Genomic DNA, 26,970 nt, shown 5'->3' on the forward strand with positions numbered 1-26,970 from the left:
GTGATGTCTCATGCATGAAATTAGAATAGAATGTCCTAAAATATTCGACTATGAAAAATGCTTAGATTATTTAAAAAGAGATGAGAATGAAGTGTTATTTGAAGTTGAAGATCATAAAATTTATCGTGCGATTAATTTAGAAGGCGAGCGCCTGTTGATGTGTATTTATTATCATCGTCATTATTTAATTGTTGAGATTTTAAATGATGTTTCTTTAAATCCCGCACTTACTGAAAAAATAATTGCATTTATAGAAGAATGGTTCGATTTCTCAGCAGATTTATCATCGTTTTACCAATATGGTAGAAAAAATGAAATACTAAAGCCGTTAATCCAGGAATTATATGGTTTAAGGTTGATTAGAATTCCAAATTTATTTGAAGCTATTTCCTGGGGCATAATTGGACAGCAAATTAATTTAACATTTGCATACCAACTTAAAAAGAGACTTGTTCAAACTTATGGGGAGAAAATAACTTACAACCATAAAGCTTATTACATCCATCCTACAACTGAAGTGATTGCGAATGTTTCAGTTCAAGAGTTAATGGATTTGAAATTCTCAAGAAGAAAAGCAGAATATTTAATAGATATTGCGAAAAGAATGCATTCTCAAATGTTATCTAAAGACATGTTAATGGATATTGAAGATACAAATGAAATTGAGCGCACACTTATTAAAATTAGAGGGATTGGTCCTTGGACAGCACATTATGTTATGATGCGTGCGTTAGGTGTTCAGGATGCTTTTCCAATCGGGGATGTTGGTTTACAAAACGCATTGAAAGACATCTTGAATTTAGATAAGAAACCATCTAAAGAACAAATGTTAAGTTTGAATGAAGGTTGGCATGAGTGGAGTTCTTATGCAACGTTTTATATATGGCGAGCACCACATATTCAAAATTAAAGAGTTGGATTGAAATCTCTATGATAAATAGGGTATTTCATCCAACTCTTATTGTTTAGTCTAAAGTTTGATCTTCACCATTAAAGATAAGTTTCGGTTCAATAGTTGCTTTTAAAGAATGTGCAACCGTACAATATTTTTCGACACTCAGTTTTATAGATCGCTTTAATTTTTTTAAATCCACTTCACCTTCGACATCAAAAATTAATGTGACATGTTTCACTGCTCGAGATGTTGTATCTTCTCTTTCATCATCTACAGTAATTTCTAATTTTGTAACTTGTGCTAAACGTTCTTTCATTAAATTGGTAACATCAATTCCAGTACATCCAGCTAAACCGCTTAGCATAAGTTCAACAGGAGATGGACCGTTGTCATCTCCACCTGATTCTGTTGGTGCATCAGAAATGATATCATGACCAAATTTGGATTGTGATTTAAAAGTTTTCTTACCTTGCCACGTAGACTTCATCATTAAGCTCTCCTCCTCTTTTTTTAAATTGTATCAACTTCAAATAATATAGACTAGTAAATCGTCTTTCCCATAATCATTCACTAAAATAAAAAAATTTGTTTTATGTCTTTTTGTTCATATTCAGTTCATATTGCCTCGTTATGATATGTATATACATTAAAGAGAGAGGAACGGATAGACATGAAACTAGCACTTAAAGAGCTTACTTATTACAAATTTAAATATCTACTCGTAACATTAATTTTATTCTTATTAGCATTTTTAGTGTTATTTATATCAGCTTTAGCACAAGGATTAGCTAAAGAGAACGTATCGGGAATTGAACAATGGAATAAAAGTACTTACGTAATTGCCAGTGATGCCGACAATAACTTGAGTCAGTCTAATATTACGACGAAAACTGATGACGCTGTTAATACAATCGCTAAAGGCGACACAATCAAAACAGCAATGCAAAAAATTGATACTAAAAGCGGGAAAACGGATTTAATGTTTACACAAATGACAAATAACATTAAACCGAAACCATCAGAAGGACATTTACCACAAAATAAAAACGAAGTGTTATTGAATGAAAAATTAAAAGCAGACGGCTTTAAAGTAGGGGACGAAATTAAATTATCAGAAGGCGGTCAATCATATAAAATCTCAGGATTCGCTGATAATATCATGTTCTCACATACATCTATGGCATATGTAAATGAAAATGGTATGGATGCGTTGAAAGGTCATCATATTTCAGTCATTGCATATGACAACTTGAATGATCATCAAAAAAATGAAATCAACGATGTAGACAATGTTAAAGTCATTTCACAAGATGACATGTTAAATGCCATTCCAAGTTATAACGCAGAACAACAACCATTGAACTTGATGATTGTATTCTTATTCGTTATTTCAGCTATTGTTATTACGGCATTCTTCTATGTTATGACAATTCAAAAAACAAGCCAATTTGGTATTTTAAAAGCAATCGGTACAAAAAACATATCACTTATCGCATCATTAATGTTCCAAATTCTGATGATCACATTAATAGGCGTGGTCTTATCTATTGCCGTTATATTCATCATCAACAGTGTGATGCCAGTTTCAATGCCATTCTATATTGACGCAAACTTAATGATGTTAATGGTAGCCGTATTCATCGTTGTTTCATTAATCGGCGCCGTATTATCACTGATAAAAGTGACAAAAATCGAACCACTTGAAGCTATAGGAGGAGAATAATAATGGGGTTAGTTGTTGAACATGTTACAAAATCATTCGGAGAAAATGAAGCAAAAACACAAGTATTAAATGACATTACATTTACAGCAGAAAAAGGACAGCTTGTTATTTTGAATGGCGCTTCTGGTTCAGGGAAATCTACATTACTTTCTATTATTGGTGGATTACTTGGCAAAAGCTCAGGAGAAATAACCTTAGACGATTTAGCTTATGTAGACTTATCAGATAAAAAATTAACAGATATGAGATTGAATCAAATAGGGTTTATCTTTCAATCATCACACTTAATACCATATTTAAATGTTACAGATCAACTTGTTTATGTTGGTGAAATGGCTGGTATGCGTAAAAAAGATGCTAAAGAAAGAGCTGAAAAATTATTAAAACAAATTGGTTTATCTCATCGACTCAAATCATATCCAAATGAATTGTCAGGTGGGGAAAAACAACGTGTTGCAATTATGAGAGCTTGGATGAATCATCCAAAAATGATTTTGGCAGATGAACCTACTGCAAGTTTAGATTCAAAACGTGCAATAGAAGTAGCAAAAATGATTAAAAATAGTGTGAAAGAAAATAATTCAATTGGTATTATTATTACACATGATGAAAGAATATTTGAATTTGCAGATAAAGTGATTAAATTAAGTGACGGAAGAATTGAGGAACAAGTATCATAATTAGAAAAAGAGGCTGGAGATTGTTAAGCATCTCACAGCCGTTTTTTGTATGTTTATTTTTTAATAAATCCTTTTAAATTTAATTTTTCTAGAATATCTGGTCTTGTTTTTTTGCTCATCATATTCTTAATTTGTTCTGACCAAGATTCTGAGCGCTTGCCTTGGGTACGTTTTTCATAATATTCTTGAATGTCTTTGTCATATTGTTTAATTTGACTAAGTTGTTGTTCTTTGTCGGCACTATATTGATTTTCGTGGAATACATGTTCAAATGGTAAGCGTTGCTTAGGTGACCCTTGATCGTCATCGCTCGGTACACCGACAGCCATACCGAATAGAGGGAAGACATGCTCAGGTAAGTTTAATATCTCACTCACTCGACCAACATCGTTACGTAATGAGCCTAAATAAACAATACCTAAGCCCATATCTTCAGCAGTTAAAGCTACATTCTGTGCAGCAAGTGCAACATCTATCGTACCAACGAGCAAGCCTTCAGCTGACTCAAAACTAGGTTGCATGTTTCCTTGTGTTTCTTCGTTAATTAAACTATGACGGTAATAATCTATAACATACACAAATAAATAACCGTTATCGACAACATGTTGTTGCCCTGATACTTCTTTTAATGCTTGTTTAATTTCTGGGTCTGTAATACCAATAATAGAATAAGCTTGAACGTAACTTGAAGTTGAAGCCATTTGTCCTGCTTTTACTAATTTTTCTACAGTCTCTTTAGAAAGAGGTTCATCTTTAAAATGTCTAACAGATCGATGCTGTTGTGTTAAGTCAAATACGCTTTGATTCATTGTGTTCAGTGCTCCTTTATAATACTCATGATATATAAATGTTATCAAAAATATTAAAAATATTCATATAAGGTGCTTTAAATAAAAAAAGCGTTTAAGATGTTAAATGATCTCCTAAACACTTATTAAGTGAAACTTATTTAATTTTATTTAACGCTTGTTCTAAATCTTTAATAATGTCTTCGCTAGATTCTGTACCAACGGACAAGCGGACTAAGTCTTTTGTAACGCCTGATGCAAGTTGTTCTTCGTCTGTTAATTGTTGGTGTGTTGTACTTGCTGGATGTATGATAAGTGATTTAGAGTCACCAACGTTTGCTAGTAAAGAGAATAAATTCAGTGCTTCAACAAATTCGGGAATTGCTTCTGAATCCCCTTTAACACCAAATGTTAAGATGGCACCTTGGCCATTAGGTAAGTATTTAGTTGCGAGTTCGTGATATTGATTAGATTTAAGCCCAGGATAATTAACCCAGCTTACTTTTTTGTGATTTTCTAGAAACTCTGCAACTTTTTGAGCATTTTCAGAATGACGTTCTGTTCTTAAATGTAAAGTTTCAAGTCCGATTAGGAATTGTTGTGCATTAAATGGAGAAAGTGCTGGTCCAATGTCTCGCAATAATTGTACACGTGCTTTCGTAATGTATGCAGCTGCACCAACGTCATTAACATAAGATACACCATGATAACTTGGATCAGGTTCAACTAAACCAGGGAATTTGCCATTATCCCAGTTAAATTGACCACTATCTACAATCACACCACCAATTGATGTACCGTGACCACCAATAAATTTAGTCGCAGAATGGACAACGATGTCAGCACCATATTTAATTGGTTGTAGTAGGTGAGGTGTAGCAAATGTATTATCAACGATTAATGGAATACCATTATCGTGAGCAACTTTAGCAACAGCTTCAATATCTAATACATCTATACGTGGGTTACCAATTGTTTCAGCGAAAATAAGTTTCGTATTTTCATTGATTGCTGCTTCAAAATTTGCTGGATCATCTGGGTCTACAAAATGTACTTTAATGCCAAATTTCTTTAAAGTTACATCAAATAAATTATATGTACCACCATATAGGTTAGTAGATGCGACTACTTCAGAGCCACTTTCTGCAATATTTAATATACTCAACGTAATGGCTGCTTGACCGCTACCAACACTTAATGCTGCTAGTCCACCTTCTAATAAAGCGATACGTTTCTCGAATACATCATTTGTTGGGTTCATAATTCGAGAATATATGTTTCCTTCTTCAGCTAAAGCGAATAAGTTCTTCGCATGTTCAGTAGATTTAAACGTATATGAAGTTGTTTGATGAATAGGTACAGCTGTAGAACCTGTTACAGGATCAGGTACTTGACCACCGTGAATTGCTAATGTCTCTTTATTCCAATTTTCTTGTGTCATTAAAAAATACCTCCTTAAGTTATATATGCCATTATAGTCAGATAATTTAAAAAATTCAATTAAATCCGAGTTAAAAGATAAGGAAATTTTATAAAGCCTGTTAAAATGCATTTTTAGATTAAAACCGACTTTACTTATAAGAATAGTTGTGATAAATTCAACATATTATTACGTTCGGGAGTGGATGACTTGCTTAAAGTTGAAGGGTTGTATCATAAATTTGGTACACAAGAAATTTTGAAAAATATAAATTTTGAACAAGAAAAAGGTACCGTCACAACAATTATTGGGCCAAGTGGATCGGGGAAGACGACGCTACTAAGAAGTTTAAATATGCTTGAAACACCATATAAAGGATTGATTGAACTCGGGAATTGTAAGTTCGATGTGGAAAATTATCAAAAGTAGGATGTTACGCGCTTAAGAAGTCAATCTGCAATGGTCTTTCAGCACTATAATTTGTTTAAAAACCGTACAATTATAGAAAACATTACAGAAGGTTTGATATACGGACAAGGAATGAAGAAGAAAGATGCTAAAGAGAAAGCTATGAAATATCTTAAAAAAGTATCTTTAGATGATAAAGCAGATGTTTATCCTGTTCAATTGTCAGGTGGGAAACAGCAACGAGTAGGTATCGTGAGAGCGCTCAGTATTGAGCCTGAAGTATTGTTATTAGATGAACCAACTTCAGCACTTGATCCGGAATCTGTACAAGGTGTGTTAAATATTATTCAAGAAATCGCAAGCGAAGGTAGAACGATGGTTATTGTAACGCATGAAATTCAATTTGCGAAAGAAGTATCTGATCAAGTTGTGTTTATGGATAAAGGTGAAATTATTGAAAGCGGAACACCAGAAGCCGTTATAGATAATCCAGCGTCTGAACGTACGAGAACATTCTTAAGTCGTTTAACACCAGTCGGATTGTAGGAGGTAAAGAATGAAGTATATTAAATTATTGATTTTGATGATGCTCATCATTTCTTTATCTGGTTGCGGAACAATCACGAAAGAAAATAACGGCAAAAAAGTTATCAAAGTGGCTTTATCTGCAGAAGTCAATCCGCCGTATTTATATACAGATAGTGAAAATAAACCAGTCAGATACGATATGGGTTACATGAAAGCACTTGAAAAGAAATTACCACAGTATGATTTCCAATATGAATTTGGAGAAGAAGAATCTAACGTTGTTGGTATTGGTGTTGGTAAATTTGATATGGGTATTAATTGGTTCTTCAAAACGCCTGAAAGAGAGCAGAAATTCTTATATCAAAAAGAACCTTATGTATATTCTTTAACAACACTTATTGTACATAACGATACAAATGATATTGAAACTTTAGATGACTTACAACATGAAAGACTGACGCCTATGTCACCAAGTGGCGGCTTATATTCAATCTTAACAGGTTACAACAAGACACATAATAATCAAATCGATATTGATGAAATTCATAAAGTTTCAAATGGTGAGAATTTCAAAATGATTGAATCTAAAAGAAGAGATGCCATGTTCTTAAACTTAACAACTTACCAAGCAATTCAAAAAGAACTCAATGCTGATGTAAAAGTTGGTGGCATTGTGTCAAAAGAATCTGTTCATATTTTATATAACAAGAAAAATACGCAATTACAAAAAGATATAGACAAAGCGACTAAAGAATTAAAAGAAGATGGTACGCTAGTGGACTTATCTAAAAAATGGTTTGGATTTAATATGTTTGATGATAAAGAGTCATTAAATGATATTAAAGACCGCTTATAAGGAGGAGACATATGGGAACAACTACTTGGCCAGATTTGTTTGTGCAAATACTGGATAAACTACCAATTACATTGTTAATAACCGTTCTTTCTCTTTTATTTGCGATGATATTGGGACTAATATTAGCAGTTATTAGAATCAAAAAAGTACCTGCACTATCTCAAATCGTAAAATTATATGTATCCTTTGTCAGAAGTACGCCACTTATATTACAACTATTTTTAGTATATTTTGCGTTACCAATCATATTGCAGTGGGTTTACATTGATATTAATCATTTTAGTAGACTTTTCTTTGTTATTTTGACATTCACGCTGCATACTGGTTCATATTTATCAGAAGTGATGAGAGCTGGATATAACTCTGTTGATAAAGGACAAATTGAAGCTGGGAAAACAGTCGGTCTTAATGATCGTACGATTTTATTAAGAATTATTATTCCACAAGGATTTAGAAATAGTTTACCAAACATCGGTAATCAAGTTATAGAACTGATTAAAGACACATCATTAGCGTTTACAATCGGTTTAATCGATATGATGGGACGAGTAAATTTAATTATCGGTAATAACTACGGACTAGGTATGTTTCCCGTATATGTCGCGATTTGTATCATTTACTGGGTAATCTGTATCATAGTCGAGTTTATCGTGATGCTTTTAGAAAAGAAATACAATATTCCATATCAAACTGAACAAATGAGGTGAGCAATTTGACGATAGATTTTCCTTTTATGTACGAACATGTTGGAGATATTTTAAAAGGTGTGCCAACAACGTTATTAATAGCAGTTGTCAGTATGGTAATTGGTTTAGTGATCGGTACTGCTTTTGCATTAATAAGACAAGCTAAGTATCCAGTTATTAATCAACTTATTGTCATATTTGTTTCATTCTTCAGATCAACACCACTTATTGTTCAGTTGTTTGCTTTTTATTATGGAACACCTGTAGTCATAGAGTGGTTAAACAAAATGTGGCATTTGAATATCAATCCAGGTGGCATAAATCCTTTAGCAATCGTATTATTTGTATTTACATTACATTCAGCTGCGTATTTGACAGAAGTGATGCGTGGTGGTTTAAGAAGTGTTGATGATAAACAAATAGAAGCGGCACTCACAGTTGGACTTAGAAAGCGTCATATACTCATGAGAATTGTGATACCTCAAGCTTTAGGTTATGCAATTCCAAACTTAGGTAATCAATTTATTGCTTTAATTAAAGGGACAGCTATCGCGTTTGTCGTACAAGTAACAGAAATACTTGCAATCAGCCAAATTATTGCTAACGATGGTTATCGTTTTGTTGAAGTATATATTATAGCAAGTGCAATATATTGGATTATGGCTATCTTTTTCGAATGGATTTTTGGCAAGATGGAAAACAGAGTTGGAAAGTATTTATATCAAACATAAAGCGCAAGGTCATAGATTATCATTTCCTAGGAAATTTACTCTATGACCTTGTTTTTTTATAACTTTAAATCGTATAAGTGTATACTAATAGATAAATAAATATCGGGGGTGCACCATGATTGAAATCCGACCAGTAGAAATGACAGACGCAAGTGAATTATTAGATATAGATGTACGAAATAGAGCACTATTTGAAACATATTCAGCAGCAGACAGAAAAGATTCAGACTATCAACTCTATAATTACAGAAAAATTATCGATAAACATTTACAAGATATGACTGAAGATAAAGGCTATCACTATGTCATTGTACATAAAGAAGATAATAAAGTAATCGGAACGATAGATTTATTTGCAGTCGTCAGACACAATATTCAAAGCTGTATGATGGGTTATGCATTAGACGCAGCATATAACGGAAAAGTTATTACAACAATGGCAGCAAAAGAAGTCATTCGTATGGCATTTAATGAATTAGGATTCCATAGAGTTGAAGCGGGCGTACAACCAACAAATATAGGTTCAGTTAGAGTATCAGAAAAAGCAGGCATGACACGCGAAGGACTAAACAGATCTAACGTAAGAATCAATGGCGAATGGAAAGACCATTACCTATATGCCATCGTAAATGAAAACTATTAAAGACAGGTGAGCAGCATGGTGTTAGTAGGGTTGGGTGTTTATATATGTTTGTTATTATTGGCTAATTACTTAATTAAAAATGAAAAATTCTATATTATTCATACGATGTTTACAATAATCTTTATCTGTTTTAGCCAAATTCCTTTAATTTATTATGCAAAACTTGAAGGGAACTTAAATGCCATTGTATTGGTATTAGGATTGATATTTACAATACTGATGAGTGTATCGATGTTTCTACAAGTGATTTGTGATTTATTAGCTTATACGAATTTGTTTAGATCAGAAACCATAGATAAAATGTTCAAAATTGTATCTGACCCATTAGAGGTAACTGGTAATATACTGAAATCAGTTTGGTTATTACTATTAGGCATACATTTAATTCAAAACAATGACTATGGGATAGGATTATTAGTTCTAATATGGGGCATAACGATTGTCTATTATATTGGCATCCTTATAAATTATGTAACAAGATACAAGAAAGGCATTAGTCCTAATGTGATTTTCATAAATATTGAAACACTATTGATATTTTTAATTCTATATATAGGAATTTTTGTTATATGAGGTGACTTTCTGGACCGATAAATAAAATTATCGACCCGAAAATGGGATTTGCAGGCCGATAAATAAAAATATCGACCCGAAAATGAGATTACCAGGCCGATAAAATAAATTATCGGCCTGGTAATTTCCTATTATCACATAAAATGAAACAAGCGGAACCATCATTGATTATGGTTCCGCTTGTTCTGCTCCATTGTCCTGTTCCGCTTGTCCTATTTACCTTGAATCTGGTTGGTCTATTTTTCTGTGGTGATCTATATATAATCCGAGTGGTGTTAGTACGAATGAAAGTATAATAAATGCCCAATTCGATGTATATATTTTAGGTCCTAATTGTAAATAGACACCTGGTAAATAAAAGGCTAATATCGTCACTACTAATGTTCCGAATATCAATATATTAGTAATCATGGTTGTCCAATTGGATTCGCTATATATTCGTATTTGAACGACTTTAAATATCATCCATATAAATATGAAAATCATCGTAAATCCTGTTACAAAGGTGATGAGGAATGTGTAAAGATAAGTGAATTCAACTTGTGTGAAGAATCCTGTAAATCCTCTTATGAATGAGAATACACCTAACAAAATAATGATATGTAAGCCGATAAATTTAAATATATTCTGGAATGTTCTATTTGGCATATTTCTAATCATCGTATCGGCATGTTTTTTTGGATCGTGTTCAAAAAATTCCATGGCATGCATGCCGTCTTTTTCGGCACTTAATAAATGATTAAGTATGTTAAGTAACATTTTCTCTGAGTCATATTCATTGATGCTCAAATTTGCACGTACGTATGTTATATAATTTTCATAAACTTCTCTATCGTGACTATTGAGTCTTAATCGTTTTACATTGTTTTCTATTATAAGGTCGCGTGTTGATTTTTTCATCAGCGTTTTCCTTTCTGTTATCAATAATTTTATTCTAACAAGTATTTTCTAATAAAACATTACAAATTTGAGGTTTATACTTTTTACAGATGATTCATTTTTCGATATTATTAAATGTAACAGGTGGTGTAGTCTTGGAAATCATGACATTATTTATTATCTTTTTAGTAGGGGTTTTTGCAGGAACGATTAATATCGTATCTGCTGGTGGCTCATTAATTGTTTTGCCATTACTTATATTTTTTGGACTACCAACTACTGTTGCGAACGCATCGAACAGGGTTGCGATTTTCGTTCAAAATTTATTAGCGTTATATGTGTTTTATATAAAAGGCATGAAAAATGTTAAGTTGAGCTTAATGTTAAGTGTGCCTGCTATTATTGGCTCTTTCATTGGCGTTCATTTCGCTATAAATCTTCCGGATGCTGTCTTTAACCGCATGTTAGGTATTATTATGCTTCTCGTTTTAATCGTTATGATTATTCCTACCAGATGGAAAGATACGCAAAATCAATCTGAAAAATTATCTGTCTTTAGAATTGTACTTCTCATTATTGTTTTTCTAGCACTTGGTATTTATGGTGGCATTGTTCAAGCCGCTGTAGGATTTCTATTTATTATAGCTTTAAATTTAATTATGCCAAGACTGACTTATGCTGAAGTTCAGTGTATGAAGACGTTAGTTATAACGATTTACTTATCATTATCTACATTTGTTTTTATTTTTCAAGGTTATGTTAATTGGCCATTTGCCATAAGTTTAGCACTTGGTTCAGGACTAGGTGGCTTTATAGGTGGTCGTTTAACAGTTTCTTTACCTGAAAAGAAATTAAAAATCATGATGTTTATTATTATATTTATTTTAGCAATTAAATTATTAATCGAAAATAATTAGGTAGGGTAAAAATGGTTGTCATAAAAAATATAGAAGATGACGCAACGATATATAGCATTAGTGAAATGGCTGCTTCATCATTTAAAGACGAAAATCAAAGCTTGAAACTTGCTACATTATTGGAATATGAAGCGATAAAGCGGTCTCTAGAATATGAGAAGAGTGTTTTGAAAGGTGCTTTAATTCAAGATAAATGTATCGGTTTTATATGGGCGAAAGATATGGGTGCGTATACCATTGTTTCAACAGTCCATGCTCACAATAAAACAATGATTCAAATAAATGAATCAATGGACTACGAAGTTGAAAAAGTTATTATGCGTAAAAAGTTATTTTAATCAGAAGAGAGGAATTTTATGGCCATATTTGAAGGTTTCTTATGGTTCATCATGGGTATCATCCTAAGCTCAATCATACATCATTATATTTCTAAGATACCTTTAAGTTTTGTTCAAATCATAATTGGTTTTGTTATATTCTTATCTCCAATTCCAGTTGAATTAAACTTTGAGTCAGAAGTATTTATGGTAGGGATTATCGCACCGTTGCTATTTTTAGAAGGTATTTCGGTATCACGTTTCCATTTAGCGAGATATTTGAAACCCGTTATGTCTATGGCATTAGTACTTGTATTCTCAACAGTTATTGGTCTCGGCTTCTTATTACATATTATCTGGCCAGAATTACCATTAGCTGCATGTTTTGCAATTGGTGCAATCGTGTCACCTACAGATGCGGTAGCCGTTCAAGCTATTGCGAAAGGTAAAATATTGCCTAAAGGGTCTATGACTATATTAGAAGGTGAATCTTTACTAAATGATGCTGCAGGTATCTTATCATTTAAGATTGCTTTAGCCGCATTAGTAGGCGGTTCATTCTCATTAACTGGTGCAGTTGGACAGTTCTTTATAACTGCAATCGGTGGCGCAATTGTTGGTCTAATTATTGGTTATGGTGTTGTACAGTTACGTGTTTATTTAACTCGAAATGGAATTAATAACGGTAATATGTTGACGTTCATCCAGGTTATTACACCGTTTCTAGTTTATATTATTGCTGAAACATTCCATTCATCAGGTATTATTGCTGCAGTTGTTGCAGGTTTAATTCACGGTGTTGAAAAAGATAGAATTGCACAAGCAACGACGAAAGAGCAAGTAACATATAATCATACATGGGATTTACTGAGCTATTTATTAAACGGTTTTGTATTTATTTTATTAGGTTTCTTAATACCTGAAGTCATGATTAATATATTAGAAGAACCACAACATGAAATTATGCATGTTATTGGTATTACACTATTTGTAGCTGCATTAGTGTATCTATTTAGATATATTTGGGTACTTATTTCATATCCATATTTCTATTTACCAGAAAGTCGATTTTCTAAAATGTTAAATACGGGTAAAGATATTGCGCCAGAATCAAAAATAGATAAACCAAATCGCTTTAAATATGCCTTTATTATGACGATTTGTGGTGTTCACGGTACCATTTCATTAGCAATCGCATTGATGTTGCCATTTAAATTGTCAGAACACACTGATTTTATTTATCGCGACAATCTATTGTTTATCGCAACTGGTGTTATTTTAATCAGTCTGGTACTCGCACAATTAATATTACCGCTCGTTACACCAAAAGCTAAACCGAAAGATCAAAGTTTGCTAACATTTAACGAAGCTAAAATTTTATTAATTGAAAGTGCATTAAAAAATCTACAAGAATTTTACAGCAAAGAAACAAGTTATATTTACGGTAAAATCACACGTAGTTATCATATGCAATTATCATTTTTAAGAGAAAATGAAGAAAAAGACGAAGATATTAAAGAGTTAGAACGTATGCAACGCATTGCGATTGATACTGAATTCAATACGTTGGATAAACTCATTAAAGAAAATAAAATATCTCAAAGTACATTTGATAACTACAGACAAATTACTGAACGTTCTTCAACATTTAAAAATGCTTCTTTATATACAAAAGTGAAGTTAATGTTGAAATTATTTGTTAGACGTAGAAAAATTAAAACTTTCATCAATGCTACAAGTTCTCTTTCAATTGAAAGTAACATTAAAGAGATGAGATTTATCAGTAAAGAAGTGCATTTCAATGTTGTTAAAAGATTAACCGAAGAAATGAATGACAACAATGAATTTGAAATTAGTATTGTATGTGATTCATACTTAAACAAAGTTGAAAGATTAACGCCTGATTACTTTAAAGGCAATCACACTGCTGTTTATACAGAAATGGAAATTTACGCATTAAGAATTCAAAGAGAAATGATTAATCAATTAACAGAAGAAGGTAAAGTAAGTCGTTCGATGGCCTTCAAACTAAGAGAATCTGTTAATTATGATGAAATGATTGTTCTTGGTAACAGCATATAGTTTGTTTTCAATAGATAGCTTACATGTTGTGTGGTAAAATGTTTAAGACTATATATAGGAGGCGACACCTATGAAGAAGGCACTTTTACTTATGGTGAGCTCATCAATTATTCTAGCAGCGTGTGGCAATGATGATGAACAGAAAAATCTAGAACTAGAAATTAAATCTTTAGAGAAATCGACTAAAGATTATCAAAAAGATAAAAAGTCTTTAGAAAAAGAAAATGAAAAGTTAAAAGAAAGTATTAAAGATAAAGAAGAACAATTAAAAAAACTTGAAGATGAAGTGAAAAGTAATCAAACAGATACAGAAGAATCTAAAGATAGCAAAGAAGATTCTTCAGACAAAAAAGAAACATCAAGTGCTGAAAGTAAAGAGGACTCAGCAAAAAAGCCATTTCCTAATACAATTCGAACGTCAACAAATGGAGATGTTGAACTCATTCATGATCTTAAAGATAAACATTTTCAATTTGAAGACAGTGGCATGAAAGTCAATATTGATCATTTGCAAATTTTTCAAGTGCGTAACATGCCTGAAGGACAGGTCTTACTGTTTAACGGTGCAAAAAATGGTTATGTCGTGATGTATGAAGTATTAACTGAAAATACTTCAAATCATAAGTTATACTATGATAATACGGCATCTATTCAAGATGGCAGTCATAAACAACGATCTGATTATGCATCATTTATACCAGACTCTCACAATGAAAAGTACATGAAAAAGTCTAAAGAAAATACAGATGAATATCAGCCTGGTGAAAAGACAAAAAGTTTAAAATCTATTCCAATTTCTCAAAAAGCCTATGAAGCGCTTAAAAATAACCGTGCTACTTTCAATATACACGGTGGCGTGAGTAAAACAGCTACATTTGATGATGCAACTGATAAAGTAAAATCATTTAAATTAGATTTATAGGTCGCGTTTAGATTGAATTGTATTAGGGAATAAACAACAAAGGATTATTTGAAAAGAGGGATGTCATCGTGCACGAAAAAGAATTTGTTCTGATTGAAGGCGGAAAAATGACATTATTAGAATTAGGTCATGAAATCGAAACAATCACAGGTCGAACATTACAATCAACAACAGGTGAGGTTAGAAGTTGGCCATCAGAAGCAGTAATTTTTAATCGCAAATCTAATATTAATCAAGTGACATATCGTTTTAACGACGTTAATGATTTGATTGATGCAACGATTGAAGTTCCTAGAGGCTTTAAAAATTATGATACTGATCCTGTAACAATTAAACTGCTAACATATATTAGAAAAGCATAGTACACATAACGGAGCGGGATGATGAAATCTTTTAAGTTTAAAAGATTTTTCACTCGCTCCATATTTTATACATAAGGAGAAATATAATGAAGTCTAAACTGTCGATATTGAGTTTAATAACACTGATTGTCTTTGTTATTGCAGGTTGTTCAAATGACGCAACTGAGAAAGAAGGCAAAGATGGAAAAATTGTATTATCACCTAAAAGTGATGACATTAAAGGGAAAGTCTTGTTTGATAGTGCGCATGGTCAAACAGCAGGAAGTGCAGATTGGGTCATCAATGGTGGCTTTTCTGATTTTGCTGATGCATTAACTAAAGAAAACTATGAAGTAACAGATTTAGGGTATAACCAATTATTAGATTATGACAAGATGAAAAAATATGAAGTCGTTGTTATTCCAGAGGCTAATAATCCACTTAAAGCGAGTGAACAAGATGCTATAGAGCAATATGTGAAGTCTGGTGGAAGTATATTAATGATTAGTGACCATTATAATGCCGATAGAAACTTTAATCGATATGATTCTTCAGAAGTGATGAACGGTTATAGAAGAGGTGCTTTTGATAATCCTACAAAAGGCATGAATGCTGAGGAAAGCTCCTCAGATAAGATGAAAGATGTTCAAAGTAGAGATTTCTTGAACGAAGTGTTTGGCTTAAGATTTAGATACAATGCATTAGGTAACATTAAAGTAGATGATTTAGCAGATGAAAAAGATAGCTTTGGAATTACTAAAGGTGTTAAAGCAGTATCGATGCATGCCGGTTCAACAATCGCCATTACAAATCCTAATAAAGCAAAAGGTGTCGCTTTTGTTCCTAAATTATCAAAAGATGATGCATGGAATCATGCTGTAGACCAAGGTATATACAATGGTGGCGGCCGCAATGAAGGTCCATATATTGCTGTGAGTAAAGTATCTAAAGGTAAAGGCGCATTCATAGGTGATTCTTCAATGGTAGAAGATAAGTCACCAAAGTATAAACGTGAAGACAATGGAGAAACTAAAAAGACTTATGATGGATTTAAAGAAGAAGATAACCAAAAAATGATTATGCAAATTGTAGAATGGTTAAATAAAAAAGATGACCAACAAGATTTATCATCTATGAATGTTCAACTTGATGAAAAAACGCAGTTGTTAAATTTTGAACAACCAGAGAACAGTAGAGAAAATGAAAAAGAACCTTGGGGAACACCTAAACAAGGATATAAATGGTATGATTCATCAACTTATGCATCTGGAAGTTATGGTGCAAACTCAGAAAGTAAGAATAATAAAGATGATCAATCAACAACATCTCGTTCAAAAGAACAAAATAATGATCAAACATCTAAGAGTGACCAAGGTGCATTTGAAATGCCATCATCCGTTCAGAAACAAGAGAAATTTCAAATAACAGTCCATGTCGATGAATCGAAATTAGTAAATCATAAATTCCAGTTGTCGATCAAAAATAAAGACGGACAAGAAGTTGGTATGTTCGACGGACAAGCACCAGGTGTTTCAAGTTCAGTATCACCAAAAATTAAAAACGGTGTAACCGATTGGTACTTTAAATCCAAAATAGCAAACGAAGCGGATAACGAAGTAGAAGTTGAAGTCTTATCAGGCGGAAACGTGATAGCCAAAACCACATTAAATGTACAATAACGGATGTCGTTAGGGACAGAATTCTGAGAAATGTCTTTAAGTGAGCGCCTACCTAATTACCAGAATTCAGAATAATGGAAGTTACAGCATTCTAACTACCAGAATTCGGAATTATGACAGTTAGCACACTCTCCCAATAAATTTCATATAACGATAATGAAGCGTCTGGGCATAAGTTTATGCTCCAGACGCTTTTTACATATAGATATTTGTAACTTTTTATTTAAATTTTTATTAATAATGTAAAATCCATTTTAGTTGATGTAAGCGTTTTCCTAGATTAAAATTAAAGTGTAATTAATTTAAGGGAGGCGTTTTAATATGGCTTTTGAATATCCAACGGCAGCAAATACAAAATACAAAGTTAAAGACAAGTATCAGAACTTTATCGGTGGTAAATGGGTGGATCCTAAAAATGGTGAATACTTTGATAATGGATCACCAGTAACTGGTGAAGTTTATGCAAAAATTCCTCGTTCTACAAAAGAAGACATAGATGAAGCAGTTAAAGCAGCACATAAAGCACAAGTTGAGTGGGCGAAAAAATCGCCAGCTGAACATTCGCAATTACTCTTAGATATAGCTGATCGTATTGAAGAAAATTTAGAAGAATTAGCAGTTATTGAAACATTTGATAATGGTAAACCTATTAGAGAATGTCTAGCAGCTGATTTACCATTAGTTGTGGATCATTTTAGATACTTTGCTGGTGTTGTCAGAGCAGAAGAAGGGGCAATCTCTCAAATTGACGACAATACAGTAGCGTATCACTTTAAGGAACCTATTGGGGTTGTAGGTCAAATTATTCCATGGAACTTCCCATTATTAATGGCTACTTGGAAGTTAGCGCCAGCAATCGTTACAGGTAATGCTGTTGTACTTAAACCAGCAGAACAAACACCTGTATCTATTTTACATCTTATTGAAATGATTCAAGACTTATTACCAGAAGGCTTGATTAATGTTGTAAATGGTTTTGGTGCAGAAGCAGGACAAGCTTTAGCGACACATGAAAATATTAATAAAGTTGCATTTACTGGTGAAACAACTACTGGTCGTATCATCATGCAAAATGCGAGTCAAAACTTAATTCCAGTAACACTTGAATTAGGTGGTAAATCACCAAATATCTTCTTCAAAGATATTATGGATGAAGATGATGATTTCTTAGATAAAGCTGTTGAAGGATTAGTAATGTTCGCACTTAACCAAGGTGAAGTATGTACATGTCCATCAAGAGCGTTGGTACATGAAGATATTTATGATAAATTTATCGAAAAATGTATCGAACGTGTAAAACAAATTAAGACAGGTAATCCTCTAGATCCAGAAACAATGCTTGGTGCACAAACTTCACAAGAACAAGCTGAAAAAATTAAAAGCTATCTAGACATTGGTAAACAAGAAGGTGCAGAAGTATTAGTTGGTGGTAATGTAAGAGAAGAAGCTGGAGAATTAGAAAATGGTTTCTATATCGAACCAACAATATTTAAAGGCACACAAAATATGAGAATATTCCAAGAAGAAATCTTTGGACCAGTATTATCATTAGCAACATTTAAAGATGATGAAGAAGCATTAGAAATGGCGAATGATACTTTATATGGTTTAGGTGCAGGTATTTGGACTAGAAACCAAAATAAAGCTTATCGCTTTGGTAGAGGTATCCAAGCAGGTCGTGTATGGGTGAATAACTACCATACTTATCCAGCTCACGCTGCTTTCGGTGGTTACAAAATGAGTGGTATTGGCCGTGAGAACCATAAGATGATGCTAGAACATTATCAACAAACTAAAAACTTACTCGTGAGTTATGACGAGAAGCCTGCAGGACTGTTCTAAATGACTGAACAAGTCACTGCTACTGAAAAAGCCAAATCACTCATTAGAGAATTAAAGAAAACTCATGGTGAAAACCTTATTTTTCATCAATCAGGTGGATGTTGTGATGGTAGCTCTCCAATGTTATTTGTTGAAGGAACATTAATTATTGGAGATATAGATGTGAAATTAGGTGAAATTGAAGGTGTCCCATTCTATATGAATAATAAGCAATATGAATATTGGAAACATACGAATTTAAAAGTCGATGTTGTTGATGGAAGAGGCGGTATGTTTAGTATAGAAGGCCCAACTGGGAAGAGATTTCACATTAGGAGTTCAGTAAGATCATAATTTTTTGAAGGATGTGCTAAAATATTAGTACATCCTTTTTTGAATATGATAAAGGTTGGGTGAATGAAATGAAACATTACATTGAAACAAAACGTTTAATACTTAGAAATTGGAAAGACGAGGATGTTGCATTATTTCAAAGTATGAATGCAAGTCCTGAAGTGAGAAGATACTTTCCAGATATATTGAGCTATCGTGCGACTGAAAATATGATTGACCAAATGAAATCAGTCATCGATCAACATGAAATTGGTTTATTTGCTGTGGAATTAAAAGAAACTAAAAGCTTTATCGGTATGGTAGGTTTGAATTATATTCCAGAAGGTAGCGAATTAAGTTTCCCAGAATTACCTTTTTATGAAATAGGTTGGCGAATGGATAAGGATGTATGGGGTAATGGGTTAGCGACAGAAGCGGCGGAAGCGGTATTAACATATGCTAAATCAAAAGGTATTGATGAAGTGTATAGTTTTACGTCAGAAATTAATAAACCTTCCAGAAGAGTTATGGAAAAATTAGGAATGAACCATATTAGGAATTTCTTGCATCCAAAAGTTATACATGATGATGATTTAGCAGCACATGTTTTATATCATAAAGTATTGTAAGGAGTAGATGATATGATCGTTATTAGTGCATGTTTAGTTGGAGAAAAAGTAAGGTATGATGGCAACCATAAGTTGGATTTATTCTATAAGAATTTAATAGATGAGAAGAAAGCGATTAGTATTTGTCCTGAAATATTAGGTGGATTACAAGTTCCAAGAGAACCAGCAGAAATCATCGGAGGAGATGGTTATGATGTTTGGAATGATCAAGCAAAGGTCATGACTGTTACAGGTCGTGATGTCACAATACAATTTAAAGAAGGCGCTAAACGTGCACTCTCTATTATTAAAGATTTAAATGCCAAGACGGTTATTTTGAAAAGTGATAGTCCGTCATGCGGTAGTACAGTTATATACGATGGTACATTTACGGGAAATAAAAAAGAAGGTGTCGGTGTTACGACAGCCCTCTTTACATTGAATGATATTAAAGTCTATGATGAAAAAACATTTTTTACTATTTTTGATAATCACGAAGCTTAACGGGTTGTGACATTTTCATAGCACTAAATAAATCATCGATATTTTCTTTAATAATCGCTAAATTTTTATAATCTGAACTGATAAATTCAGTCGATATTAAATGATGAATCATTAAACTTAATGGGTTGAAAAATTGTTTAGTATTTAATGCACCAATTGGTTTGTGATGTAGTCCTATTTGAGACCATGTGTAAATTTCAAAGAATTCCTCTAAAGATCCAGCACCACCAGGCAACATAATGAATGCATCAGCCATATCAGACATCATTTGTTTTCTTTCATGCATCGTTTCAACAACGTGATATTCTGTTAAATTTTCATGAGCGATTTCACGTTCCCCTAAGAATCTTGGCATTACGCCAATAGCAATACCATCATGGTCAATGACACCATTGGCTACTGCTCCCATCATGCCAGTTGATCCGGCACCATATACTAATTCATATTTATTTTCGGCTAAATATTTACCTAACGCATAAGCTTGTTCTGTATAAATTGGGTCATTTCCCTTACTTGCACCACAAAAAACAGCAATTTTCTTCATATATATTACTCCTCTCACATATGTAGTATAATAACTTAAAAGATACTTCTATTTATTTAAGAAGGGGGTATAACTGTGAATATATTTTTAATGGTCGTGCTTATTGTGCTTATTTCATCAGTAGCTGGGCTTATAAGAAACCACCAAAGTAAAACGGTTAGAATAGAAAAAATTAAATCCCAACGTGTTAAAGATGAATTAGAACTTGAAAAATTAAAGCATGAGAACTACTTATTAGAAACAGATAAGATGCGTTTAGAATTAGAACAAATGAAAGAAATAGATAAAGTTAATTTAGAAAAAGCTAAAAAACAAATGATAGAATAATAACATTCTGGACGATTATCATTGTCCAGAATGTTTTTTTATTAATTTTGATAGAAATTCTGAAAAAACTTTATGGTCTTCTTGAATATGTTTTTTAGGACCTTTCGTTCTACCACCTTGTTGACGTACTTGAGCAGAAATATGTCTTTGCGTTAACAGTTGTTCAATATTTTGAGAAGTATACTCGTAACCTTTATGGTGGATAACATGAAGGGCTTTATTTAATAAAAGACTCGCTAGTCCATAATCTTGCGTCACAACGATATCATCTGGTTGCGTCAATTTGATAATTCTAAAGTCTGTACTATCAGCACCATGATCAACATATATTGTTGAAACATAATCGGGATATTCCGCTAATGAGAAATGGTTAACACTTCTAATAATAAGAACAGAGATGCCTGTATGTTGAGTTAAACGAATGATATCATCCGTAACTGGACAAGCATCTCCATCTATAATAATTCTGTTAATCATTTACTGAGGCGAAATCTTTTTTTAGATTTTTTATGTTCAAATGTATGTTCATCATATGGAAATTGACTGATATGTTGAGACATAGACGATTTATGTTGATTAAATAGAAGATGACTAGATTTTTCTTTTTTCTCATTTCTAACTCTTTCATTAACTAATTCTTGAATGTTTGGTTTTGCTTGTTTAGAGCTTACGTCGCTGATTGATTTTGCATGACTGCTTTGTGTAGTTGCTGTGTTCATTTGATGTCCCTCATATTTCTTTAATTCTTTAATGCGTTCTTCTTTATTTTGTTGCTCTAATTTTTGTTCTTCTTGTTCACGTGCTTCAATATTACTTTGTAACTTTTTATCTAACTTAGATACATCTTTTTCGTTTTCTTTTTGAAGTTTTTTACCTTTTTTAGCTTGTTGTTCTTCAAGCTTTTGGTAATGTGTCAGTTCTTTAATACGCGCTTTTTTATTTTCTTTTTGTGCTTTTTCTTCTTCTTTAATACGCGCATCGATATTTTTTTGAAGTTTTTTATCTAAATGATCAATTTCTTTTTGTTGTTGCTTTGCTTCTTTTTGCTCTTCTTTAAAAGGTTGTTTCATTTGTTTGTTGTACTCATATAATCGTTTCTTTTGAACGACATATGATTTTACAGGTTGTGTTTTTTCTGCAACTTTATCTTTCGTTTCGATTGTTTTATCTTTTACTTTATGTGAAAAATCAACAGTCGTCTCAGTTACATGTTTAACATCTGGATGTTCTTTTATTTTTTTGCGTTCTCTAATTAATGGTACTAATACAAGTGGTAATGTGTTAACAATTAATTTAACTTTATCATTCATGAGTCATTCCTCCGTAGTTATTTCTTATAATATATCTTACTCCAATACCCTATATCATAATCTTCAAACGATTGATACGATACGTTAGCCGATATTCTGACCAATTCCAAAACCGAAATATGCAATGGCAATAATTATAACTAAAATAATACGATAAATCGCAAAAGGTATTAATTTTACTCTATTAATCAGTTTTAGGAATAATTTGATTGAAATCAGTCCAAATATAAATGATGCGATAAATCCTACAATATAGAAAGGTATTTGATTTAACGTTATAAATTGTAGATTTCCGAGTAATGCTTTTGCACTTGCTGCAAACATAATAGGTACTGCCATAATAAATGTGAAGTCAGAAGCAGCTTTATGATCTAACTTTAAGAAGACACCTGTTGAAATGGTTGAACCTGAACGACTAAACCCTGGCCATAATGCAATTGCTTGAGATAGACCAATTACAAATGCTTTTGGATAGTTCATATCATCTACTTTGTGTGGATTTGTGACGCGTTTAGAATACATATCGGCACCAATCATATATATAGCTCCAAGTAATAAACCGATTAATACTGTTGGGACACTAAATAAATGTTCTTCAATGAAGTCATCAAATAATAGTCCGAGAATACCAGCTGGTACAAGCCCAACAATAATATGTGACAATTTTAATTTTCTTTTTTGCTGTTCGTTTTGTTTAATATGTAACATGTCAAAATATCGATTTCTAAATATCCATGCGGCTGCAAGGATTGAACCTAATTGGATCACAACTTTAAATGTGAATGCTGATTCGCTTCCAAGAAAAGCTGTAGATTTTAACCACATATCATCTACTAAAATTTGATGACCTGTAGATGAAACAGGTGCGAATTCTGTTAAACCTTCAACAATACCTAATATAATGGCTTTTATTAATTCTAATATAAACATAGCTTTGCTCCTCAGTTTTTATGAAAGTCTGTGGTTATCTAGAGACAATCACCGTATCATCATTGTACCAAATATTACATTGTAATATGCTAATATTTAATAATACATTTTAGTTTATTTTTTTCGTAAAGGCGTTATAATGGAACAAGGTGGTGACATTGTGAAAGATTTAACAAAGTATAGTATGCATTATAAAACGTTGCAAATATTTATGTTTCTAGCTTCGTTTTTATTAAGTTTAACAGTCGTATTTCAAAATATATATTTAGGAAAAATTATTAACCAAATGCTCGGCGTAAAATCAAATGGTCAGCAACTTTATTTATGGCTAGCAATCTTGCTCATTGTATTGCTTTTAAGAGCATGCTTTAACTACCTTAATCAATTATCAGGACAAAAACTTTCTTATAAAGTTAAAAGAGATGTTAGACATCAATTGATAAATAATGAAATAGATAGAACTAAAATAACAATGATTACTGAAGTGGTTGAGGGTATACATCCTTTTTATGAATCTTATTTGCCTCAAGTCTTCAAATCAACCATTATCCCAGTATCGATTATTGTTACATTACTCTTTATTCATTGGCCAGCTGCGTTAATTATGATGATTACAGCGCCGTTTATTCCACTGTTCTATATTGTATTTGGACTGAGAACTCGTGATAAAGCGAAAGACCAAATGCAATCGTTAGATCAATTTGCGGCAGAATTTATAGATTTAACAAAAGGTCTCGTATCGTTAAAACTTTTCAATCGAACACATGAAACGACTGAAAAAATTTATAAATCAAGTACGTCATTTAGAGATTTAACAATGGAAATTTTGAAAAGTGCCTTCTTATCAGGCTTAATGTTGGAATTTATCTCGATGCTTGGAATAGGTATTGTTGCACTAGAAGTGGGCTTAAGATTAATCGTATTTCACGATGTATCTTTTGTAGTTGCCATCATTACTTTATTATTGGCACCAGAATTCTATAATGCGATTAAAGACCTAGGACAAGCTTTCCATACAGGTAAACAAAGTGAAGGTTATATTGAATTGATTGAAGAAATGAATAATGAAGAATCTATACAATCTTCAAACATCCATATTGATTCAAATATGAAAAATGAAGATATCATTCAATTTGATCATGTGTCATTTACTTACCCAGAACGTAAAGATTTTGCATTTGATCAAATCAATTTAAGTATAAAAGAAAATCATCATACAGCAATTATTGGACCGAGCGGTGCTGGTAAATCGACATTAATTAAACTGATGTTAAATGAATTGAATCCCAATGAAGGTAAGATTATTTATAAAAAACCACTAAAAATGGGGTATCTATCCCAAAGACCTTATATTTTCAGCGCATCTTTGTATGAAAATGTCACGATGTTCCAAAATTATGATGAAAATCGTGTTAATGAAGTGTTAACTGAAGTGGGCTTATTTGAAAAAGTAAAACAATTATCTAAAGGTATTCATACGATGATAGGTGATGGTTATGAAATGCTGTCTGGTGGAGAAATGAGAAGAATAGAACTAGCCAGATTACTATTACTTGATCCAGATGTGGTTATTTTTGATGAACCAACAACTGGATTAGACATTGAAACAGAACAACTTATCGTGCAAACTGTTAACCAATTTGCACATCAAAAGACTATTCTCACAATCGCACATCGAAAAGAAGTGTTGAGATATGCCACTGATTATATAGAAATCCATAATGGAACAGTTCGATCATATGACGCATCTCAAAAAGGTGGTGGGATGTCATGAAAAAATTAAAAATTAAATTTGATAAAGACTTCTATCTTTCTATTGTAATAGGCGTATTTGGCATGTTAACTGCACTTGGAATGTTTGCTTTAAGTGGATATATGATATCAAAAAGTGCGCTCGGAACACCTTTATATGCATTAATGATTTTAATTGTATCTATTAAGTTATTCGGTTTTGTTCGTGCAATTACTAGATATTTCGAAAGATTATATTCACATCGTTCTACATTTACAATGTTGAGAGATATACGTGTTAACTTGTTTAATCAACTCATTCCAATCGTTCCAAACGTATTTAGAAGATACCGTTCGAGTGACTTATTAACACAAATGGTAAACCACGTTGAACGATTACAAAATATTTTACTAAGAGTTTATTATCCACCAATTGTTATTATCATAACGACATTGATAACAATACTCGTGATGATTAATTTCAATATATATGCCGGTGTGATTATAGGACTTTCAATGTTGATGTCAGTCATCATCATCCCTTATTTATCAGCTAAAAGAGCTGAAAGTTTGGCTGAAGCTGTTCAACAAAGTGAAGAAGCATATGTTGCTGAATGCTTTGATTTTGAAAAAGGACGTTCAGAATTAAAAAGATTCCAACAATATCGTGCATTTAAAGAGAAAGTGTTTAATAAACAATACCAATATGAAGATAAAAAATATAAAGAACAGAAATTTTTAAGTTCTTATGACTTTATGCTGAATTTATCATCGATGGTAAGTATTTGGTGTATGACGATTTTATGTATTTGGCAAATACAAGATGGTGTATTAAACGCTGTATTCTTTGCGAGTATATTAATGATAACAATTACGTTATTTGAACAAGCTATCCCGATGACTAATGTTGCTTTTTACAAAGCGGATACAGAGCGAAGTCTTAAAAATATTGAAGAAGTCATCAATCAATCATTTGATGTGCCTCGAGAACATTCAGTTCAAAATCATGCATTGTATAAAGCAGAGAATGTAATGTTTAAATATGATTTTCAAGAAAGAGAAACATTATCTCAAATTAACTTTGAAATAAATGAAGGTGATCATGTAGCTATTATCGGCCCTTCAGGTTCAGGTAAGACAACGATGCTTAATATATTAATGGGATTATATAGTGTGAATGATGGCAGCTTATCCTATAAAAGTGAGCAGTTGTCTCACGTGATTCAAGAAGATTATGTGAATGAAATTAATACAATGTTGCAACATAATCATTATTTTGAAGGAACAGTAAGAGAGAACTTATTAATAGAAGTAGAAGATGAACTGATGACAAACGTTCTTGCTGCCGTTAATTTAAATCATTTAAACTTAGATCAAAAATTAACTAAAAACGCTGAAAATATTTCAGGAGGGGAACGTCAACGTTTATCATTAGCAAGATTATTGTTAAGAAAAGCTCAAATATGGTTGCTTGATGAACCAACAGCTTCATTAGATGAAGAAAATGAAGAAAATGTTATGAATCTCTTATTAAATAAAGACGATACAATTGTGATTGTGACGCATAACTTGAAATATTTACAAAACTTCGATCATATTATCGTTATGAATGAAGGACATATTATAGAGCAAGGTAATTATACACAACTCATTAAAGAACAAGGTTATTTATATAAAGTCATTCAATATAATGAACAATTAGAATAAATACTAGATAAAAAATAAGCATATCACTTTAAACTGAGCATTCAGTTACGTGATATGCTTATTTATTTTGAGTAAGACGATAGATGC

29 protein-coding genes and 1 pseudogene are annotated in these 26,970 nt (G+C 32.3%); 22 read left to right on the plus strand and 8 right to left on the minus strand.

Annotated elements, in window-relative coordinates:
* Positions 1 to 10 precede the first annotated feature (10 nt).
* Complete coding sequence (locus MUA60_RS03120; RefSeq protein ID WP_262649669.1) at positions 11 to 910, plus strand: DNA-3-methyladenine glycosylase family protein; 900 nt, start codon at positions 11 to 13, stop codon at positions 908 to 910.
* 55 nt (positions 911 to 965) lie between these two features.
* On the opposite strand, the gene MUA60_RS03125 is transcribed toward MUA60_RS03120, so the two are convergent.
* The gene (locus MUA60_RS03125; RefSeq protein WP_262649671.1) at positions 966 to 1,385 is read right to left on the minus strand and encodes an OsmC family protein; all 420 of its coding nucleotides are present in this window, start codon (positions 1,383 to 1,385) and stop codon (positions 966 to 968) included.
* Positions 1,386 to 1,565: 180 nt separating this feature from the next.
* Here MUA60_RS03125 and MUA60_RS03130 point away from each other — a divergent pair, with 180 nt between their 5' ends.
* Both MUA60_RS03130 and MUA60_RS03135 read left to right on the plus strand, forming a co-directional pair.
* Positions 1,566 to 2,618 carry an ABC transporter permease gene (locus MUA60_RS03130; RefSeq protein WP_262649673.1) on the plus strand — a complete coding sequence of 351 codons (1,053 nt, stop codon included), beginning with the start codon at positions 1,566 to 1,568 and terminating at the stop codon, positions 2,616 to 2,618.
* Between the two features lie 2 nt (positions 2,619 to 2,620).
* A complete protein-coding gene (locus MUA60_RS03135; RefSeq protein ID WP_262649674.1) occupies positions 2,621 to 3,298 on the plus strand; it encodes an ABC transporter ATP-binding protein in 678 nt (225 codons plus the stop codon).
* A gap of 53 nt (positions 3,299 to 3,351) precedes the next feature.
* Here the strand turns inward: MUA60_RS03135 and nfsA are convergent, their stop codons facing one another.
* A complete protein-coding gene (gene nfsA / locus MUA60_RS03140; RefSeq protein ID WP_262649676.1) occupies positions 3,352 to 4,107 on the minus strand; it encodes an oxygen-insensitive NADPH nitroreductase in 756 nt (251 codons plus the stop codon).
* Between the two features lie 136 nt (positions 4,108 to 4,243).
* A complete protein-coding gene (locus tag MUA60_RS03145; RefSeq protein ID WP_262649678.1) occupies positions 4,244 to 5,527 on the minus strand; it encodes a homocysteine synthase in 1,284 nt (427 codons plus the stop codon).
* 189 nt (positions 5,528 to 5,716) lie between these two features.
* On the opposite strand from MUA60_RS03145, the pseudogene MUA60_RS03150 reads away from it, so the two are divergent.
* The 6 genes and pseudogenes from MUA60_RS03150 (at position 5,717) to MUA60_RS03175 (ending at position 9,931) form a co-directional block, all read left to right on the plus strand.
* A pseudogene (locus MUA60_RS03150) lies at positions 5,717 to 6,460 on the plus strand (amino acid ABC transporter ATP-binding protein).
* Positions 6,461 to 6,470: 10 nt separating this feature from the next.
* Complete coding sequence (locus MUA60_RS03155; protein WP_262649680.1) at positions 6,471 to 7,298, plus strand: transporter substrate-binding domain-containing protein; 828 nt, start codon at positions 6,471 to 6,473, stop codon at positions 7,296 to 7,298.
* An 11-nt stretch (positions 7,299 to 7,309) separates the two neighbouring features.
* Positions 7,310 to 8,005: an amino acid ABC transporter permease gene (locus MUA60_RS03160; protein WP_262649682.1), complete on the plus strand. Its 696-nt coding sequence runs from the start codon at positions 7,310 to 7,312 to the stop codon at positions 8,003 to 8,005.
* A 5-nt stretch (positions 8,006 to 8,010) separates the two neighbouring features.
* Positions 8,011 to 8,715, plus strand: coding sequence for an amino acid ABC transporter permease (locus MUA60_RS03165; protein ID WP_262649684.1), 705 nt, complete (start codon positions 8,011 to 8,013; stop codon positions 8,713 to 8,715).
* 115 nt (positions 8,716 to 8,830) lie between these two features.
* Positions 8,831 to 9,358: a GNAT family N-acetyltransferase gene (locus MUA60_RS03170; RefSeq protein ID WP_262649685.1), complete on the plus strand. Its 528-nt coding sequence runs from the start codon at positions 8,831 to 8,833 to the stop codon at positions 9,356 to 9,358.
* Between the two features lie 18 nt (positions 9,359 to 9,376).
* Positions 9,377 to 9,931, plus strand: a complete 555-nt coding sequence (locus MUA60_RS03175) for a hypothetical protein (protein ID WP_262649687.1) — start codon at positions 9,377 to 9,379, stop codon at positions 9,929 to 9,931.
* Between the two features lie 216 nt (positions 9,932 to 10,147).
* Here the strand turns inward: MUA60_RS03175 and MUA60_RS03180 are convergent, their stop codons facing one another.
* Complete coding sequence (locus MUA60_RS03180; RefSeq protein WP_262649689.1) at positions 10,148 to 10,831, minus strand: DUF1129 family protein; 684 nt, start codon at positions 10,829 to 10,831, stop codon at positions 10,148 to 10,150.
* Positions 10,832 to 10,974: 143 nt separating this feature from the next.
* On the opposite strand from MUA60_RS03180, the gene MUA60_RS03185 reads away from it, so the two are divergent.
* From MUA60_RS03185 to MUA60_RS03230, 10 genes are all read left to right on the plus strand, one after another.
* On the plus strand, positions 10,975 to 11,727 hold the full coding sequence (locus MUA60_RS03185; protein WP_262650573.1) for a sulfite exporter TauE/SafE family protein: 753 nt from the start codon (positions 10,975 to 10,977) through the stop codon (positions 11,725 to 11,727).
* Positions 11,728 to 11,738: 11 nt separating this feature from the next.
* The gene (locus MUA60_RS03190; RefSeq protein ID WP_262649691.1) at positions 11,739 to 12,065 is read left to right on the plus strand and encodes a GNAT family N-acetyltransferase; all 327 of its coding nucleotides are present in this window, start codon (positions 11,739 to 11,741) and stop codon (positions 12,063 to 12,065) included.
* Positions 12,066 to 12,083: 18 nt separating this feature from the next.
* Complete coding sequence (locus tag MUA60_RS03195) at positions 12,084 to 14,126, plus strand: cation:proton antiporter (RefSeq protein ID WP_262649692.1); 2,043 nt, start codon at positions 12,084 to 12,086, stop codon at positions 14,124 to 14,126.
* A gap of 70 nt (positions 14,127 to 14,196) precedes the next feature.
* Complete coding sequence (locus MUA60_RS03200; RefSeq protein WP_262649694.1) at positions 14,197 to 15,048, plus strand: SA0632 family lipoprotein; 852 nt, start codon at positions 14,197 to 14,199, stop codon at positions 15,046 to 15,048.
* Positions 15,049 to 15,116: 68 nt separating this feature from the next.
* A complete protein-coding gene (locus tag MUA60_RS03205) occupies positions 15,117 to 15,410 on the plus strand; it encodes a hypothetical protein (RefSeq protein WP_025904725.1) in 294 nt (97 codons plus the stop codon).
* Positions 15,411 to 15,496: 86 nt separating this feature from the next.
* Positions 15,497 to 17,068, plus strand: coding sequence for a GldG family protein (locus MUA60_RS03210; RefSeq protein ID WP_262649696.1), 1,572 nt, complete (start codon positions 15,497 to 15,499; stop codon positions 17,066 to 17,068).
* 321 nt (positions 17,069 to 17,389) lie between these two features.
* Positions 17,390 to 18,910 (plus strand): acetaldehyde dehydrogenase ExaC, encoded by a 1,521-nt coding sequence (gene exaC / locus MUA60_RS03215; RefSeq protein ID WP_262649697.1) that lies wholly within the window; start codon positions 17,390 to 17,392, stop codon positions 18,908 to 18,910.
* Complete coding sequence (locus MUA60_RS03220; protein WP_262649699.1) at positions 18,911 to 19,243, plus strand: DUF779 domain-containing protein; 333 nt, start codon at positions 18,911 to 18,913, stop codon at positions 19,241 to 19,243. It abuts the gene before it with no gap.
* A gap of 68 nt (positions 19,244 to 19,311) precedes the next feature.
* On the plus strand, positions 19,312 to 19,851 hold the full coding sequence (locus MUA60_RS03225; protein ID WP_204181429.1) for a GNAT family N-acetyltransferase: 540 nt from the start codon (positions 19,312 to 19,314) through the stop codon (positions 19,849 to 19,851).
* A 12-nt stretch (positions 19,852 to 19,863) separates the two neighbouring features.
* Positions 19,864 to 20,334, plus strand: a complete 471-nt coding sequence (locus tag MUA60_RS03230; RefSeq protein WP_262649701.1) for a 2-thiouracil desulfurase family protein — start codon at positions 19,864 to 19,866, stop codon at positions 20,332 to 20,334.
* On the opposite strand, the gene MUA60_RS03235 is transcribed toward MUA60_RS03230, so the two are convergent.
* Complete coding sequence (locus MUA60_RS03235; protein ID WP_262649702.1) at positions 20,309 to 20,878, minus strand: LOG family protein; 570 nt, start codon at positions 20,876 to 20,878, stop codon at positions 20,309 to 20,311. The genes MUA60_RS03230 and MUA60_RS03235 overlap by 26 nt on opposite strands.
* A 75-nt stretch (positions 20,879 to 20,953) precedes the next feature.
* Here MUA60_RS03235 and MUA60_RS03240 point away from each other — a divergent pair, with 75 nt between their 5' ends.
* Positions 20,954 to 21,205, plus strand: coding sequence for a hypothetical protein (locus MUA60_RS03240; RefSeq protein ID WP_262649703.1), 252 nt, complete (start codon positions 20,954 to 20,956; stop codon positions 21,203 to 21,205).
* An 18-nt stretch (positions 21,206 to 21,223) separates the two neighbouring features.
* Here MUA60_RS03240 and MUA60_RS03245 read toward each other — a convergent pair whose 3' ends face one another.
* The 3 genes from MUA60_RS03245 to MUA60_RS03255 form a co-directional block, all read right to left on the minus strand.
* Positions 21,224 to 21,679: a YaiI/YqxD family protein gene (locus MUA60_RS03245; protein WP_262650574.1), complete on the minus strand. Its 456-nt coding sequence runs from the start codon at positions 21,677 to 21,679 to the stop codon at positions 21,224 to 21,226.
* Positions 21,679 to 22,515 (minus strand): hypothetical protein, encoded by an 837-nt coding sequence (locus MUA60_RS03250; RefSeq protein WP_262649704.1) that lies wholly within the window; start codon positions 22,513 to 22,515, stop codon positions 21,679 to 21,681. Before MUA60_RS03250 ends, MUA60_RS03245 begins: the two co-directional genes overlap by 1 nt.
* Positions 22,516 to 22,599: 84 nt before the next feature.
* Positions 22,600 to 23,445, minus strand: coding sequence for an undecaprenyl-diphosphate phosphatase (locus MUA60_RS03255; protein ID WP_262649706.1), 846 nt, complete (start codon positions 23,443 to 23,445; stop codon positions 22,600 to 22,602).
* 160 nt (positions 23,446 to 23,605) lie between these two features.
* Between MUA60_RS03255 and MUA60_RS03260 the strand changes: the two genes are divergently transcribed.
* A complete protein-coding gene (locus tag MUA60_RS03260; RefSeq protein WP_262649707.1) occupies positions 23,606 to 25,219 on the plus strand; it encodes an ABC transporter ATP-binding protein/permease in 1,614 nt (537 codons plus the stop codon).
* On the plus strand, positions 25,216 to 26,883 hold the full coding sequence (cydC, locus tag MUA60_RS03265; RefSeq protein WP_262649708.1) for a thiol reductant ABC exporter subunit CydC: 1,668 nt from the start codon (positions 25,216 to 25,218) through the stop codon (positions 26,881 to 26,883). The genes MUA60_RS03260 and cydC overlap by 4 nt, the downstream gene beginning before the upstream one ends.
* The last annotated feature ends 87 nt before the right edge of the window (positions 26,884 to 26,970 follow it).

Source organism: Mammaliicoccus sciuri, assembly GCF_025561425.1.
GTDB lineage: Bacteria > Bacillota > Bacilli > Staphylococcales > Staphylococcaceae > Mammaliicoccus > Mammaliicoccus sciuri_A.

Bases quoted from the DNA above. Each gene is read 5' to 3' on its own strand.
- MUA60_RS03120 (WP_262649669.1), top strand. From the start codon at position 11: ATGCATGAAATTAGAATAGAATGTCCTAAAATATTCGACTATGAAAAA.
- MUA60_RS03125 (WP_262649671.1), bottom strand. From the start codon at position 1,385: ATGATGAAGTCTACGTGGCAAGGTAAGAAAACTTTTAAATCACAATCC.
- MUA60_RS03130 (WP_262649673.1), top strand. From the start codon at position 1,566: ATGAAACTAGCACTTAAAGAGCTTACTTATTACAAATTTAAATATCTA.
- MUA60_RS03135 (WP_262649674.1), top strand. From the start codon at position 2,621: ATGGGGTTAGTTGTTGAACATGTTACAAAATCATTCGGAGAAAATGAA.
- nfsA (WP_262649676.1), bottom strand. From the start codon at position 4,107: ATGAATCAAAGCGTATTTGACTTAACACAACAGCATCGATCTGTTAGA.
- MUA60_RS03145 (WP_262649678.1), bottom strand. From the start codon at position 5,527: ATGACACAAGAAAATTGGAATAAAGAGACATTAGCAATTCACGGTGGT.
- MUA60_RS03155 (WP_262649680.1), top strand. From the start codon at position 6,471: ATGAAGTATATTAAATTATTGATTTTGATGATGCTCATCATTTCTTTA.
- MUA60_RS03160 (WP_262649682.1), top strand. From the start codon at position 7,310: ATGGGAACAACTACTTGGCCAGATTTGTTTGTGCAAATACTGGATAAA.
- MUA60_RS03170 (WP_262649685.1), top strand. From the start codon at position 8,831: ATGATTGAAATCCGACCAGTAGAAATGACAGACGCAAGTGAATTATTA.
- MUA60_RS03180 (WP_262649689.1), bottom strand. From the start codon at position 10,831: ATGAAAAAATCAACACGCGACCTTATAATAGAAAACAATGTAAAACGA.
- MUA60_RS03185 (WP_262650573.1), top strand. From the start codon at position 10,975: ATGACATTATTTATTATCTTTTTAGTAGGGGTTTTTGCAGGAACGATT.
- MUA60_RS03190 (WP_262649691.1), top strand. From the start codon at position 11,739: ATGGTTGTCATAAAAAATATAGAAGATGACGCAACGATATATAGCATT.
- MUA60_RS03195 (WP_262649692.1), top strand. From the start codon at position 12,084: ATGGCCATATTTGAAGGTTTCTTATGGTTCATCATGGGTATCATCCTA.
- MUA60_RS03200 (WP_262649694.1), top strand. From the start codon at position 14,197: ATGAAGAAGGCACTTTTACTTATGGTGAGCTCATCAATTATTCTAGCA.
- MUA60_RS03210 (WP_262649696.1), top strand. From the start codon at position 15,497: ATGAAGTCTAAACTGTCGATATTGAGTTTAATAACACTGATTGTCTTT.
- exaC (WP_262649697.1), top strand. From the start codon at position 17,390: ATGGCTTTTGAATATCCAACGGCAGCAAATACAAAATACAAAGTTAAA.
- MUA60_RS03220 (WP_262649699.1), top strand. From the start codon at position 18,911: ATGACTGAACAAGTCACTGCTACTGAAAAAGCCAAATCACTCATTAGA.
- MUA60_RS03225 (WP_204181429.1), top strand. From the start codon at position 19,312: ATGAAACATTACATTGAAACAAAACGTTTAATACTTAGAAATTGGAAA.
- MUA60_RS03230 (WP_262649701.1), top strand. From the start codon at position 19,864: ATGATCGTTATTAGTGCATGTTTAGTTGGAGAAAAAGTAAGGTATGAT.
- MUA60_RS03235 (WP_262649702.1), bottom strand. From the start codon at position 20,878: ATGAAGAAAATTGCTGTTTTTTGTGGTGCAAGTAAGGGAAATGACCCA.
- MUA60_RS03250 (WP_262649704.1), bottom strand. From the start codon at position 22,515: ATGAATGATAAAGTTAAATTAATTGTTAACACATTACCACTTGTATTA.
- MUA60_RS03255 (WP_262649706.1), bottom strand. From the start codon at position 23,445: ATGTTTATATTAGAATTAATAAAAGCCATTATATTAGGTATTGTTGAA.
- cydC (WP_262649708.1), top strand. From the start codon at position 25,216: ATGAAAAAATTAAAAATTAAATTTGATAAAGACTTCTATCTTTCTATT.